The sequence below is a fragment of the Thermus sp. genome (genome assembly GCF_040290245.1).
Lineage (GTDB): Bacteria > Deinococcota > Deinococci > Deinococcales > Thermaceae > Thermus_A.
This window is the reverse complement of the sequence record NZ_PSMQ01000013.1, coordinates 24,206-38,222: the sequence shown is the minus strand read 5'-3', so window position 1 is coordinate 38,222 and position 14,017 is coordinate 24,206. Positions and strand designations below refer to the sequence as shown.

Annotated in this window: 13 protein-coding genes and 1 pseudogene; 6 read left to right on the top strand and 8 right to left on the bottom strand. The window is 65.7% G+C overall.

The features are described 5' to 3' along the window. Window positions 1-81: GTPase (locus C4301_RS03385; RefSeq protein WP_352413703.1), on the bottom strand; the 81-nt coding region annotated here is incomplete at its 3' end. A 24-nt stretch (window positions 82-105) separates the two neighbouring features. On the opposite strand from C4301_RS03385, the gene dprA reads away from it, so the two are divergent. Genes dprA through dusA form a run of 3 tightly spaced genes read left to right on the top strand, consistent with a single transcriptional unit; the run spans window position 106 to window position 3,156 of the window. Continuing rightward, window positions 106-1,104, top strand: coding sequence for a DNA-processing protein DprA (gene dprA / locus C4301_RS03380; protein WP_352413699.1), 999 nt, complete (start codon window positions 106-108; stop codon window positions 1,102-1,104). A 38-nt stretch (window positions 1,105-1,142) separates the two neighbouring features. Next, window positions 1,143-2,156, top strand: a complete 1,014-nt coding sequence (gene ispH / locus C4301_RS03375) for a 4-hydroxy-3-methylbut-2-enyl diphosphate reductase (RefSeq protein WP_352413698.1) — start codon at window positions 1,143-1,145, stop codon at window positions 2,154-2,156. Between the two features lie 16 nt (window positions 2,157-2,172). Beyond that, complete coding sequence (gene dusA, locus C4301_RS03370; RefSeq protein ID WP_352413702.1) at window positions 2,173-3,156, top strand: tRNA dihydrouridine(20/20a) synthase DusA; 984 nt, start codon at window positions 2,173-2,175, stop codon at window positions 3,154-3,156. Here dusA and C4301_RS03365 read toward each other — a convergent pair. From C4301_RS03365 to glgC, 6 genes and pseudogenes are all read right to left on the bottom strand, one after another. Further along, window positions 3,067-3,723, bottom strand: a complete 657-nt coding sequence (locus C4301_RS03365) for a tetratricopeptide repeat protein (protein ID WP_352413697.1) — start codon at window positions 3,721-3,723, stop codon at window positions 3,067-3,069. The two genes, dusA and C4301_RS03365, sit on opposite strands and share 90 nt — an antisense overlap. Further along, window positions 3,714-5,012: a glycogen synthase gene (locus tag C4301_RS03360; RefSeq protein ID WP_352413701.1), complete on the bottom strand. Its 1,299-nt coding sequence runs from the start codon at window positions 5,010-5,012 to the stop codon at window positions 3,714-3,716. The genes C4301_RS03365 and C4301_RS03360 overlap by 10 nt, the downstream gene beginning before the upstream one ends. Window positions 5,013-5,020: 8 nt before the next feature. After that, window positions 5,021-5,337, bottom strand: a pseudogene (locus C4301_RS03355) (gamma-glutamylcyclotransferase). A gap of 171 nt (window positions 5,338-5,508) precedes the next feature. Next, entirely contained in the window at window positions 5,509-6,168 is a 660-nt protein-coding gene (locus C4301_RS03350) for a response regulator transcription factor (protein WP_352413696.1), read from the bottom strand. Between the two features lie 3 nt (window positions 6,169-6,171). Continuing rightward, window positions 6,172-6,879, bottom strand: a complete 708-nt coding sequence (locus C4301_RS03345) for a SagB/ThcOx family dehydrogenase (RefSeq protein ID WP_352413695.1) — start codon at window positions 6,877-6,879, stop codon at window positions 6,172-6,174. Between the two features lie 2 nt (window positions 6,880-6,881). After that, window positions 6,882-8,123 carry a glucose-1-phosphate adenylyltransferase gene (gene glgC / locus C4301_RS03340; protein ID WP_352413694.1) on the bottom strand — a complete coding sequence of 414 codons (1,242 nt, stop codon included), beginning with the start codon at window positions 8,121-8,123 and terminating at the stop codon, window positions 6,882-6,884. A 36-nt stretch (window positions 8,124-8,159) separates the two neighbouring features. Here glgC and C4301_RS03335 point away from each other — a divergent pair, with 36 nt between their 5' ends. Continuing rightward, window positions 8,160-10,253, top strand: a complete 2,094-nt coding sequence (locus C4301_RS03335) for an AAA family ATPase (RefSeq protein WP_352413693.1) — start codon at window positions 8,160-8,162, stop codon at window positions 10,251-10,253. Here the strand turns inward: C4301_RS03335 and C4301_RS03330 are convergent. Continuing rightward, window positions 10,250-12,556, bottom strand: coding sequence for a penicillin acylase family protein (locus C4301_RS03330; protein WP_352413692.1), 2,307 nt, complete (start codon window positions 12,554-12,556; stop codon window positions 10,250-10,252). The genes C4301_RS03335 and C4301_RS03330 overlap by 4 nt on opposite strands. A 101-nt stretch (window positions 12,557-12,657) precedes the next feature. Between C4301_RS03330 and C4301_RS03325 the strand changes: the two genes are divergently transcribed. Together C4301_RS03325 and C4301_RS03320 are read left to right on the top strand one after the other, a co-directional pair. Continuing rightward, window positions 12,658-12,861 carry a CDGSH iron-sulfur domain-containing protein gene (locus C4301_RS03325; protein WP_352413691.1) on the top strand — a complete coding sequence of 68 codons (204 nt, stop codon included), beginning with the start codon at window positions 12,658-12,660 and terminating at the stop codon, window positions 12,859-12,861. Between the two features lie 55 nt (window positions 12,862-12,916). Further along, window positions 12,917-13,876 carry an aldo/keto reductase family protein gene (locus C4301_RS03320; protein ID WP_352413690.1) on the top strand — a complete coding sequence of 320 codons (960 nt, stop codon included), beginning with the start codon at window positions 12,917-12,919 and terminating at the stop codon, window positions 13,874-13,876. Window positions 13,877-14,017 lie beyond the last annotated feature (141 nt).

Sequence of the window (14,017 nt, the reverse complement as noted above, 5' to 3'; positions counted from 1 at the left end):
AAGCGTGGACTTGCCCACGTTGGGCTTGCCCACGATGGCCACGAAACCGGAGTAGGTTTTGCCCTCGTTCGACTCGCCCACGACTTTCCAGTATACTCCAGTCCCGTGGACCCCCTTGCCCTGGCCCTCACCCCGGGGATCGGTCCCAAACGTCTTCTGGACCTCTTGCAATCCGAAGACCCTCTGGAGGCCCTAAAGGCCGAGCACAGGCTTTTTGCCGCCTGGAGGAACGGAATGGAGGAAAGGGCCAAAAGGGAAAGGGAACGGGCAAAAGCCCTGGGCGCGCGTATCCTGGGCCTTTGGGACGAGGACTTCCCCCAATCCCTTCGCATCCTTCCCCAGCCCCCCACGCACGTCTATGTGAAAGGGGAACTCCCGGAAGAGGGGGTGGCCCTGGTGGGGGCCCGGCGGGCCTCCCCCTGGGCCCGGGCCTTCACCCGGGGGCTGGCCAGGGCCCTGGCGGAAGCCGGGGCGTGGGTGGTCTCCGGCCTGGCCCGGGGCATCGACGCGGAGGCCCACCTGGGGGCCCTCGAGGCCGGCGGGCGCACCTTGGGGGTTTTGGGGAGCGGCCTGGACCGGATCTATCCGCCGGAGCACCAGCACCTGGCCAGCCGGATGGACCTCCTCTCTGAGTTCCCCTTTGGAACCGGCCCCAGGCCGGAGTTCTTCCCCCGAAGGAATCGGCTCATCGCCGCCTTGGCCAAGGCGGTGGTGGTGGTGGAGGCGGGGGAGGAAAGCGGGGCCCTCATCACCGCCCGTCACGCCCTGGAGCTCGGCAAGGAGGTCTTGGCGGTTCCAGGAAGGCCCACGGACAAGAACTCCCAGGGGGCCAACCGCCTCATCCAGGACGGGGCCTACCCGGTGCTTTCCCCCGAGGACCTTTTGGACTACCTGAGGCTTTCCGGAGCCCAAAGGCCCAAACCTTCCCTTTCCCAGGAGGAAGCCGTCCTCTACGAGGCGCTGAGATCGCTCGGGCAAGCCCTGCCTGAGGAGCTCGCCCTTCGAACCGGCCTCGCGGCAAGCGAGGTTTTAGCCCTCCTCACCGCGTTGGAGCTAAAAGGGCTGGCCCAGACCCTCCCCGGGGGGAGGTACGCCGCCCTTTAAGGGCCGCCCCACAAACCCAGAACGGGAGGGCCCTTAGAATGAAAGGCATGGTGGAGACCCTTATCCTGGCCCGGCCCCGGGGGTTCTGCGCGGGCGTGGTCATGGCGATCGAGGCCGTGGAGCGGGCCGCGGAGGAACTCCAAGACCAAGGGGAGCTTGTGGTCTACCACGAGATCGTCCACAACCGGACGGTGGTGGAACGGCTCCGGGCCAAGGGGGTGCACTTCGTGGAGGAACTCAAGGAGGTGGAAGCCTTAAGGGCCTCCAGGCCCCTGGCCAACACCATCGTCTTCTCCGCCCACGGCCACCCCCCCGGGGTCCGCAAGGAGGCCGCCCAGATGGGCCTGACCCTTCTGGACGCCACCTGCCCCCTCGTGACCAAGGTCCACACCGAGGCCCGTCGCTACGCCCAGGAGGGGTACTGGATCCTCCTCATCGGGGACTCCTCGGAGCATCAGGAGATCAAGGGCACCTATGGCGAGGCCCCGGAACGGACCATTCTGGTGGCCGTCCACACCCATGTGGGCAAGGACCCCCGCCTGGCCGACCCACGCTCGGTGGAGGTCCCGGACCCCGAGAGGGTGGTCGTCCTCACCCAGACCACCTTGAGCGTGGACGACACCCTGGCCACCATCGCCCTCCTCAAGGAGCGCTTCCCAAACCTGGTCGTCCCCAAACGGAAGGACCTCTGCTACGCCACGCAAAACCGCCAGGAGGCGGTGCGGCGGATCGCCCCTAAGGTCGACCTTTTTTTGGTCCTCACGAGTCCCCACTCCTCCAACGGGATGCGGCTGTTTGAACTGGCCCAGCGCCTGGTGGGCCGGGCCCATGCCATCGAAAGCGTCCAGGAGCTCAAGGAGGAGTGGCTCCAGGGGGTGCGCCGGGTAGGGGTGACCTCCGCGGCCAGCACCCCAGAGGACCTGGTCCAGGAGGTGGTGACCTACTTCCGGGCCCGAAACCCAGGCCTCGAGGTCCTGGAAGAGGGGGAGCCGGAGGAGGTGGCCTTCCGCATGCCCAGGCCCATCCCGCCGGAGGAAGCCCTGCGTGGATAGGCTCTGCGTGGCCCCGATGGTGGGCCGGACGGACCGGCACTTCCGGTTCCTAATCCGCCAGATCACCCGGAAGACCCGGCTCTACACCGAGATGGTGGTAGACCAGTCGGTGGTTTTCGGGGACGCCCACCGCCTCCTTGCCTTCCATCCCCAGGAACGTCCCTTGGCCCTTCAGCTTGCGGGCAGCAACCCCCTTACCCTCGCCCAGGCGGCCCGGGTGGGGGAGACCTTGGGCTACGACGAGATCAACCTGAACCTGGGCTGTCCTTCGGAGAAGGCCCAAAAGGCCGGATTTGGAGCCTGTCTTCTCCGCGACCCCCACCGGGTGGCGGAGCTTCTTTTGGCCCTTAGAGAGGCGGTCCGGCTGCCGGTCAGCGTGAAGATGCGCCTGGGGCTGGAGGGGCAGGAAACCTACCTTGGGCTCGCCAAAACAGTGGAGACCTTCGCGAAAACGGGGGTGGGGGTCTACATCCTCCATGCCCGAAGCACCCTTCTTTCCCTTTCCCCCCGGGCCAACCGGAAGATCCCACCCCTTCGGCACGCCTGGGTTCACCAGCTCAAGCGGAATTTTCCCTGGCTGACCTTGATATCCAACGGTGGGATCCAGACCCTCAAGGAGGCGCTCCTCCACCTCGAGCACCTGGACGGGGTGATGATGGGCCGGGCGGTCTACGAGGACCCTTTCCGCCTGGCCGAGGTGGACCCCCATGTCTTCGGCCTGCCCCATAGGCCAAGCCGGCTCGAGGTGGCCCAGAGGATGCGGGCCTATCTGGAGGAGGAGCTCCTCAAGGGCACCCCGCCTTGGGCGGTGCTCCGCCACCTGCTCAACCTGTTCCGGGGCGTGCCCCAGGGAAGATCCTGGCGCAGGCTTCTTTCCCAGGGAAGAAGCCTGGAGGCGCTAGACCAAGCCCTAAGGCTTTGGACGCAAAAGGTAGAGGAAGGCGGCGAGCAAAAGGAGCCAGACCCAGAAGGGAAGCCGCCTCCCCATCCGACCTTCTGAGGGGGGGCGCATCAAAAGGCGCTGGCTCTTTTTCAGGTGGAAGACCGCCTTGTCCAGTTGGCCCTTCCTCCGGTAGGCGGCGGCCAGGTTGTGGTGGGCCTGGGGGAAGTCGGGGTCCAGGCGGAGGGCCTCCTGATACAGCCGGATGGCCTCGTCCACCTGGCCTTCCTCGAGGCGGAGGTTCCCCAGGTTCACCAAGGCCCTTAAGTGCCCCTTGTCCCGGGCCAGGGCCTCTTTAAAGGCGGCCTCCGCCTCCCTCCGCTCGTCCAGCCGCTTCAGGCCCAGGAGGTTCCACGCCTCGGCCCCCAGAAGGGGGTGGTCCAAAAAGGCCTCCGGCCTCTCCTCCAGCGCCCGGATCCCCTGGGCAAGGGCCTCGGGGGCAAAGAGGGGCGAAAGGGCCTCGGCTTTGCCCAGGGCCTCCTTCTCCCCTTCCAAAAGGGCCAAGGCCTCCTGGTAGCGCCGGGCGCGCAGGTGGTTTCGCACCCTTAAAAGAACCTCCAACGCTTCCCTCCCTTCCCCTTTGGCCAGGGCCTCCTTGTAAAGGGCTTCCAGATCGTCTAGGCGCATACTTCCCGGTACACCTCCAGATAAGCCTGGGCCGGTTTCGCCCAGGAAAAGTCCTTGGCCATCCCCGCCTGGCCCAGGGCGCCCCGGTCCAGGTGCTCGAGGCGGCAGAGGCCAGAAAGGAGCCCTTCCGGATGGGCCGAGTCAAAAAGGACACCGGTCCTTCCGTCTTGGACCGTGTCCTTAAGCCCCCCCACCTTTCGGGCCACGGGCGGGGTGCCGTAGCGCATGGCGATCATCTGGGAAAGGCCGCAGGGCTCAAACCGGGAGGGCATCAAGAAGGTGTGGCTTCCCGCGTAGATCCAGTGGGCCAGGGCCTCATCGTACCCCCTTTGAAAGTAGACCCGGCCCGGCCTCTCGCGCATGGCCCGAGCAAACCCCTCCTCCAAAGCCTCCTCACCGCTTCCCAAGACCGCGAGGCTGTAGCCCAGCTCCAGAAGGCGGGGCAGGGCCTCGAGGACCAGGTCCAGCCCCTTCTGGTGGACCAGCCGGCCCACCACCCCCAAAACCGGGGGCTTAAGCCCCAAAGCCTCGGCCAGATGGGCCTCCATCCGGGCCTTTCCCGCCCAGTCCCCGTAGGGAAAGGGGAGGTGCGGGTCGGCCTTAGGGTCCCAGTAAAGGGTGTCCAGGCCGTTTAGGATTCCCCGGAGCTTGGGCCGGTGCCGCCGCAAGACCCCATCCAGCCCCTCCCCGAACTCCGGGGTCTGGATCTCCTCCATGTAGCTCGGGGAGACCGTGGTCACCCTCTGGGCAAAGACGATCCCCCCTTTCATCAGGTTGACTTGACCGTAAAACTCGAGCCCCTCCATATGGAAAAGATTCCATGGAAGTCCGGTCCAGTGGAAGAACTCCCCAGGGTCCCAAAGGCCCTGGTGGGCCAGGTTGTGGATGGTGTAGACGGTGGGAAAGCCATAGAGGGCCAGGAGGGCCGCGGGCCAGTCGTGAAGGTGCAGAAGGTCAAACCCTGGAGCGAGGCCCCGGGCCGCAAGGGCAAAGCGAACGAAGCGGCGCACGTCGTCCGGGTAGCCGTAAAGCCGCTCCCTCTTGAAGTCGGGAAGGCCGAGCAGCCAAAACCGCACCCCCCCTTCCACCCGCTCCCCCAAGGCCGCCCGCTCCTCCTTCCCCGCAAAGGAAAAGCCCACCTCCCCCACGGCCTGGGCCTCCACCCAGGGAACCCAGGGGATCAGCACCGTGGCCTCCACGCCCAGGGGCTTAAGCGCCTTGGGCAACGCCCCCACCACATCCGCAAGCCCCCCCACCTTCAGAAGGGGGAAGGCCTCGGCGGCCACCATGAGCACCCTCACGGTTCCACTATAGGCCAGACCCCCTCCGGCAGAGGCACGGCCTGGGAAAGGTCCCCCAGGTAGAGGTAGGTCCAGGCCTCGAGGGGGCCCTTTTCCGTCTGGACGGTCACCCTCCTTCGCTGGTACTCCACCCCCTCGTCCTCGAGGTCGTCGATAAGGGGCAGGACCTCTTCCGGAAGGAGGAGGACCTCCCCGTAGACCCGGCCTGGCCCGGGACCATGCCAGGATAAGGGTAAGGACGGCCCTTCTCGAGGTGGAAAAGCCGGTACCCCTCCACAAACCCCGGGATGACCCCCTGGAGGCGGTCCGCCACCAGGCCGTGGTTCCGTCCTCCCCGCTTCAGGGTGCCGTAGACGAAGAGCCGAACCACCTCCTAAGTCTACGCGGTCTTCCGCCTCCGGTTCCTAAGAAGCCCGGCCCTGAAGGCCCGCACCACCTCGCGGGAAAGCCTCCCTTTAGGGGGCTGTGAAAGGCGCGCAAAAACTCAGCCCAAAAACCGGTAGCCCAGGCCCACCACCGTCTCGATGAACCTTGGGGCTTTGGGGTCGTCCTGCAGCTTCTTCCGGAGGAGGCGGATATAGGCGTCCACCACCCGCTCCTCCCCCTCGAACTCGAGGCCCCAAACCCTTTCCAAAAGCTCCTCTCGGCTGTAGACCCTCCCCGGGGCGCTGGCCAGGGTGAAGAGGAGGGCCCGCTCCCTGGGGGAAAGCCGCAAAGGCTCGCCGAAAAGCCGGGCCTCCTGCCGGGAAAAGTCCAGCTCCAAAGCCCCGTACCGCCTGGCCCCCTCCTTCCCCGCCCGGCGCAGAAGGGCCTGGATGCGGGCGGAAAGCTCCTTGAGGGAAAAGGGCTTGCCCAGGTAGTCATCGGCCCCCGAAAGGAGCCCCTCCACCCGGCTTTCCTCGTCCGAACGGCCCGTGAGGACGAGGGCGGGGAGGAGGGGGTCGAGCTCCCGGAAGGCCTTCAGGACCTCGAGGCCCTCCGCATCTGGAAGCCCCCGGTCTAGGACCAAAAGGTCCGGAAGCTCAGCCTCCAAAGCCTCCCTGCCCGTCTTGGCCCAGGCCACCTTGTGGCCCTCCGAGCTCAGAAATCGTTGGACCAGCTGGCCAATCTGCGGATCGTCCTCCACCAATAGGATGCGCGCCATAAATCAACGCCCAAGAAGAATCACTAGGCCAGTGTACTCGCCCTCCTTGAGGCCGAGGACCTGGCCCACCTCCTCATCGTAAAAGGTCTCGGCGGGGTAGGCCGCCACCCCAAGCCCCGTGGCGGCCAGGAGGAGGAGGCCCGCGGCGTACCCCGCCTCCAAGAGGGCGTACCGATACCCCCTAAGGCCAAACAGCGCGGCGCTTCGCTCTGGAACCAGCGTAAGGACCAGGAGGGCGGCGGCCTTTTCCAGGGGAAGGTCCAAAAGGGCGGCCTTGAGCCGGAGGAAGTCCGGCCTGGGGGCGATCTGAAAAAGCTGGTGCTCCTTGGGGAAGTAGTGGTAGACCCCTGGGAAGACCCCTTGGACCTCCTGGACCACCAGGTAGGCCTCAAGGGGGTAGGCCCCGCCGGCGGAGGGGTAGAGGCGGCCCTGATCCTTCTGGCCCAGAGCCTCGCTGTTGCGCGAGGCCAAAGCCATCAAGAGCTGGGAAACCTCCGCCAGGCTCAAGGAGGAGCCCACCTCGGGAAGCCTAGGGGCAAGCCGGGCCAGAACCCGCCACAAGGGTGCCCCCCCTTCCAGGCGGGGCGGGGGAAGGGCCTGGGTCTCCAAAGGGGTGGCGTAGACCTTGGCCGCGGGGAGCTTCCTCATGGGCAGCTCGTCCCCTGGCTTAAGCCGGCTCAGGCGGTAGAAGGCTTTACCCGGATGCTCCATGCTCAAAACCGATACCCCTTGGGCACCACCACCACCCCCTCGGGGGTCACCGTGAACCCCCGGGCCCGGTCCTCCTCCAGGTCGTAGCCGATCTCGGTATGGGGTGGGATCTTGACGTTCTTGTCCACGATGGCGTTCTTGATCCGGCAGTACCGGCCCACCTCCACGTCGTCGAAAAGGACAGAGCGCTCCACCAAGGCGTAGGAGTTCACCCGGACCCGCCGGAAAAGGACGCTTTCCCGCACCGTCCCCCCGCTCACGATCACCCCACCCGCCAGAAGGCTATTCAGGGCCCGGCCCACCCGCTCCCCCGTCTCGTGGACGAACTTGGCCGGGGGGCTGAAGAGGTTGGCGGTGCGCAAGGGCCATTCTGGGTTGAAGAGGTCAAACTCCGGCACCACCTTGACCAGGTCCATGCTGGCTTCAAAGTAGGCGTCCAGGGTCCCCACGTCCCGCCAGTAGGTGTTCTCCCCCTCCTGGCCGGGGATGGGGTTGCGGCGGAAGTCGTAGGCGTAGACGCTGTACCCCTCCTTCAAGGCGCGGGGAAGGATGTCCTTTCCGAAGTCGTGGCTGCTCGTGGTGTCCTTGGCATCCGCCTCCAAGAGCTCAAACAGCGCCTCGGTGCGGAAGAGGTAGTTCCCCATGGAGGCCAAGGCCCACTCCGGCCGGCTGGGGATGGGCCTAGGGTTCTGGGGCTTCTCCTGGAACTCGGTGATGCGCCACCCGGCGTCCACCTGGAGGACGCCGAAACGGCCCGCCTCCTTCAGGGGAACCGGATACGCGGCAACGGTGATGTCCGCCCTTTTTTCCAGGTGGTACTCCACCATGTGCATGACGTTCATCTTGAAGATGTGGTCCCCCCCGAAGATGGCCACCGCCTCGGGGGCATGGTTGTGGACCAGGTGGAGGTTCTGATAGATCGCGTCCGCGGTGCCCCGGTACCAGACGGGGCCCAGCTCCTCATACCGGTACATCTGGGCGGGCACCAGGAGGATAAAATGGTCATCCAAAAAGGCCCCGAAGCGCCAGTAGCGCTGGATATGCTCGGTGAGGGACTGGGCCTTGAACTGGGTGAGGACGTAGATCCCGTAAATCCCGGAGTTGACAAAGTTGTTTAATACAAAATCGATGATCCGGTACTTGGCCCCGAAGGGCACCGCGGGCTTGGCCCGTTTAGCCGTGAGGGGGTATAGACGGCTTCCCTGGCCTCCCGCCAGAATCATTCCCAAGACTCGAGGCTTCACGAAGATCCCCCCTTTGGCCCCAGTATAGTAGAGGCCATGCAGGTGCGGGCGGTCCAGTGGTCCACCCCCCCCATCCACCCCAAACCCCCCCGGCCCTTCTTTGGACAGGAGCGGGCCCTTAGGGCCCTCGAGGACGCCCTAAGGCTCAAGGCCCACGCCTATTTGGTGGGCCCAAGCGGCCTGGGCAAACGCCACCACCTCGAGGCCCTCCTTAAAACCCGGCCCGTGGAGGCCTTGGACCTGGTCTACCTTCCCTTGGGAAACGAGGGGGCCCCGGTCCTCCTTCCCCCGGGGGCGGGCCGGGGGCTTCTGGAAGGGGTGGAGGCCCTTCTTGGCGAGTTCTCCCCCGCCCTCTTCCGGGAGCGGGCCTTCCTCTACGCCAAGACCTTGGCGGAGGCCCGGCACCGGAGGGAGGCGGAAAGGCTGCTACAAGCCCTGGCCGAGGAGGCCCAGCGCCACGGGTACATCTTGGAGGAGAACGAGGAGGGGCTTAAGCTTTCCGGCCAGGGCCCCTTGCCCACCGAGCTTTCCCTGAGGTTGGAGGAGACGGTTTTGGCCTACCTCGAGGCCGCCCAGAAAGCCCAGGCGGAGGTGGCGGCCCTACGCCGGGGGTACGCCGAACGCCTTCTGGCCCCCAGGGTGGAGCGGCTCAAGAAGGCCTTCCCCCAGGCGGGCCGGTATCTGGACTGGCTCTTTGAGCGCCTCCTCCTGGCCGCGGCCCTGGAAGAGGAGGTGGTCCTGGAGGAGGTCCTGCCCCGGCTTCTTGTGGAGGAGAAGGAAAGGCTGGTCTATGAGCCCATCCCCACTCCGGAAAGGCTTTTTGGCCATCTGGAGTACGAGCAGAAGGACGGGGGGGTTTCCACCCACTTAGGCCTCCTCCAGGCGGGGGCCCTCCACCGGGCCACCGGGGGGTTTCTGGTCCTCGAGGCGGCCAAGGTGCTGGAGTACGGGAGCTACCCCCTGCTCAAACAGGCCCTAAGGCAGAAGGAGGTGGAGCCCATCCGGCGCCTGGAGGCCAAGGGGCCAAAGATCAGGCCCGCCCCCCTCACCGCCCAGGTCTTCCTGGTGGGTCCGCCGGAGGTCTTTGCCCTATTGGAGGAGGACGAGGAGTTTTTAGAACTGTTCAAGATCCGCGTGGAGTTCAGTCCTGATCTACCCTATACCGAGGAAAACGCCGCCCAGCTTGGAGGCTTCCTCGAGGCCCAGGGCGTCCGCCTCACCCCGTATGGGCTCGCCGCCCTCGTGGACGAGGCCCGGCGGCGGGCGGAGCACCTAGACCGGATGGACGCCCGCCTCTTCTACCTTCTGGACCTCGCCAAAGAGGCCCAGGCCCACCAGGACCCGGTGGGCCGAGAAGGGGTGGAAAAGGCCTTAAGGGCTAGGGAGGAGCGGTTTGCCCTGGAGGAGGAGACCTACCGGAGGGAGGTGGAAGAGGGGGTGCTCACCCTCTCCACCCGGGGCCTGGCCGTGGGGGAGATCAACGGCCTGGTGGTCCTGGAGGGCCCCATTCCCCAGGGAAGGGTGGTCCGGATCACCGCCCGGGCCGCCCCGGGACGGGAGGGGGTCCTCTCCATTGACCGGGAGGTGGGCCTGGGGGGGCAGCTCTTCCACAAGGCCGTGCTGACCCTGGCCGGCTACCTCCGGGGCACCTATTCGGAGGTGGGGGCGCTTTCCGCCACCGTCAGCCTGGTCTTCGAACAGAACTACGGGGGCCTCGAGGGGGATTCAGCGGGGCTCGCGGAGCTCCTCGCGGTCCTTTCCGCCATCAGCGGCCTCCCCCTACGGCAGGATTTGGCGGTCACGGGGGCGATCGACCAGACGGGCCGGGTCCTGGCGGTGGGCCGGGTGGCGGAGAAGGTGGAGGGGTTTTACCAGCTCTGCCAGCTCCAAGGCCTTACGAACACCCAGGGGGTGGTCCTCCCCGAGGCCAACCTCCGCCACCTTACCCTGAGGCGGGAGGTGGTGGAGGCGGTGGAAAGGGGACAGTTCCACCTCTACGCGGTGAAGAACGTGGACCAGGCGATCGAGCTCCTTTTCGGCATGCGCCCCCAGGGCTTCATGGGCTTCCACGCCCGGGTGAAAGAGGCTTTAGCCCACTTCCAGGCCCTGGAAAACGGGGGTGAGGACTAGCGCAAAGGCTCCAGGACGAGCTGCTTCCTCGGGGGCTCGGCGAAGCGCATGGGCAGGTAGGCCCCTTTTCCCCATAGGGGAAGGAGATCGGCAAAATGGGGGGTGAGGAGGTGGCCCGACTGGCCCATGGGGTGGAGGAACCAGGAGGCCTCGGGGTCGGAAAGGTCCACGATCTGGCGGTAGCTGGGGCCCTTGGTCATCCGGAGCGTCCTGGGGTCAAAGGGGCCCACGTTGACCGTGTACCGGTCCCCCCCAAAGGCCACCCCTCGCTCGACGAAGCGGGCCAAGGGGGTGTGGGAGAGGACCGGGTGCCGGAAGGTGGCCTGGTGGACCTCTCCCCAGGAGGGGAGGCGTGCAAACCGGCCTAGGGCCCGCTCCAGGGCCAAGGCGGCGAAGTCCAAGCAGGTCTCTTGGTACTCCGTTTCGGGCTGGTCGCAGTTTTTGTCCCCCTCCTTCAGGGCCTTCAGGAGGTAGCGGGGCTCGTCCCAATAGGCCTGGCCCACCTCCCGGGCCGGTAGGCGGGTCAGCTCGGTGTACCAAAGGGCAAAGGCCGTGGCCTCGAGGGAGGAGGCCTCCATCCGCCCGTCCCAGGCGAGCAGGCGGTCCCGCCAGGTGCGGCCTTTCTCGGAAAGCGGGGTAAGGGCCTGAAGGACCGGGCGGAAGTCCCGAAAGAGCAGGGAGGTCTGGTCCAGCTGGATGGCCTTCATGTCCTCTAGGCCCAGCCTCTCCTTGGCAAGGAGCATCTCCTCTATCCGCCGGGCCCGGTAGGGTTCGGCCCACTCCAGGGCCAGGGTGTAGGGGTAGCCGGGGGGGGTCACCCGGTGGTTGGCGGTGACCACGTACCCCTCCTTGGGGTTAAAGACGCGCGGCCAGGCCTCAAAGGGCACAAAGCCCTGCCAGTCCCACTCCCCCGTTCCCGGCACCGGGTAAAGCCCACTGTGGCCCGGCTTGCGGATGGGGAACCTCCCAGGGGCCATATAGCCGATGTTCCCCTCCACGTCCGCATAGACGAAGTTCTGGCTGGGGGCGGAGTAGTAGGAAAGCGCTTTTTGAAACTCCTCCCAGTTTTTCGCCCGGTTAACCCCTAGGTAACTCATGAGGAGGTGGTCCTCCTCATCCAGGCTCACCCAGCGGAGGGCCAGGGGCTTTTCGGGCTTTTCCTTCAGGGCATCCGAGAGGACGGGGCCGTAGACCGTCTCCCGGACCTTAAGCCTTTCCTCCTTCCCCCCCTTGACGCGGATGACCTCCTCCCTGAGCCCATAGGGCACCACCCGGCCCTTGTACCGGTACCCCCCCGGGGCTTCCTCCATCACGTAGAGGTCCTGGACATCCGCCCCCACGTTCGTCACCCCCCAGGCGATATGCTCGTTCCGCCCGATGACGATCCCGGGCACCCCGGGAAGGCTGGCCCCGATGGCCTTGTACCCGGGGGCCTCGAGGGCCATCAGGAACCAGAGGGAGGGGACCTGAAGCCCCAGGTGGGGGTCGTCGGCCAGGAAGGGCTTGCCCGTGACCGTGCGGCTTCCCGAGACCACCCAGTTGTTGGAGGCCTCGAGGAAGCGAGGGACCTTTCGGGAAAGGTCCAGAAGGGCGGCTAAGGGTTTTTCCTCCCCTTGAGCCGGTTTAGTCGGAAGGTGGCGAAGGATCGTGGGGGCGTCCTCCGGGTAAGGGGGAAGGAGCTCAGCGATCCGGTCCGGGGAAAGCCCCCGGGCGAGAAGCCGGTAGCGGAGGAGCTCCCGGTCCCAGTTGGCGGAGAGGTCATAGCTCATCATCTTGGCCCAGACCAAAACATCAGGCCCTGTCCAAGGCTCGGGCCTAAAGCCCAAGAGCCGAAACTCCAAGGGCAAAGGCGGCCGGCTAGTCAGATAGGCGTTGATGCCCGCCACGTAGGCGTCCACCGCCCGCTTTTCCTCGGGGTAAAGATGGGCGTAGGCGCTCTTCGCTGCCTCATAGAACCCCCAGGTCCTAAGGAACCGGTCCTCCTCCAAAGTGGCCTCCCCCAGGACCTCGGAAAGCCGCCCCTGGCCCACGCGGCGCTGGAACTCCATCTGCCATAGCCTTTCCTGGGCATGGACCACCCCTTGGGCGAAGAAGAGGTCCTCGAGGCTTTCCGCCTTCACCCGGACCACCCCATACCTGTCCCGCTCCACAAGGACCGGGGCGGAAAGCCCCTTGAGGGCCAGGCGTCCTGTTTCCTGAGGCCAGGTGGAACGGAGGTAAAGGTACCCAAAGAGCCCTAGGAGCCCGATCAAGACCAAAAGCCCCAGGGCTAGGCCGGCCAACACACGCAGGAAGGTTTTCATATCAAGTCAAAGTGTACCGCGAACTCGAGCGCCCTGCGCCACCCGGGGCTGAGCCCTTGGCGCTGCTCCAAAGCCGGCGCAGGGTTTCGTATAATAGGCCTATGAAAATCGAGCTTCGAGAAAACGGCCCTCTGGTCATACGCGGGGCAAGGATCCGTATCCAGGTGGGGGAGAAGGAGGAGATCAGGGAGGGCGCGGTGGCCCTTTGCCGCTGCGGGGGCTCGGAAAACAAACCCTTCTGCGATGGGACCCACCGGAGGATCGGCTTCCAGACCCCTGGCGGGGCGCTCGAGGCGGAAGACTGACCAGCCAGTCACATTCTTCTCACCCGGGATGGGCTAGAGTCTCCTGGGAGGTGCTATGCGCTACCGCAAGCTCGGCAAATGGGGTCTCAAGGTCTCGGAGATCGCCTTGGGAGCCTGGGTCACCTTCGGGGACGCGGTGAAGGACAAGGAAACCATCCGCGAGATTGTGAAGATCGCCTATGAGGGCGGGGTGAACTTCTTTGACAACGCGGACGTTTACGCCCGGGGCCTGGCGGAAGAGATGATGGGGGAGATCCTAAAGGACTACCCCCGGCACACCCTGGTCCTCTCCACCAAGGCCTACTGGCCCATGTCGGAGGACCCCAACGACCGGGGCCTTTCCCGCAAGCATCTTTTGGAAAGTATTACCAAAAGTCTTCGGCGGCTTAAGACCGACTACGTGGACCTCTTCTTCGCCCATCGCTACGACCCCGAGGTCCCCATGGAGGAGATCGTCTCCGCCATGCACACCATTGTGGAGAAGGGGTACGCCCTCTACTGGGGCACCTCGGAGTGGCCCGCGGCCCGCATCGCTGAGGCGGTGGCCTTTGCCAAGGCCAACGGCCTCCACCCCCCCATCGTGGAACAGCCCCAGTACTCCATGCTTTACCGCGAGCGGGTGGAAAACGAAATCCTGCCCGAGGCGGAGCGGTTTGGGATGGGCTTAGTGGTCTGGAGCCCCCTTGCCATGGGAATGCTGACCGGCCGGTACGACCAGGGCATTCCCGAGGAAAGCCGCTTTGCCCGTTACCCCCAGTTCGCAGAACGGTTCCTCACCGAGGAAAACCGCAAGAAGGTCCTTAAGCTCAAGGAGGTGGCCGACGAGCTCGGCCTTACCCGGACCCAACTTGCCCTGGCCTGGGTGCTCAGGCTTCCCGGGATCTCCAGCGCCATCACTGGGGCCACCCGGCCCGAGCAGATCCAGGAAAGCCTAGGGGCAGCGGGGGTGGATCTGCCGAAGGAGGCCCTGGACAAGATCGAGACCATCCTCCAAACAAAAGCAGATGGCCCCTGAGAAAACCCCTAACGCATTTTTTGCCCTGATGCACTTGCCCGTTGCTTTGCCCCAAAGGGGCAAGCACCGGGAGGGCTTATACACCCGAGGGACTTGGAAAGGGCTTTGGCAATCCTACCTACTGGCAGGTGCCATGACCAC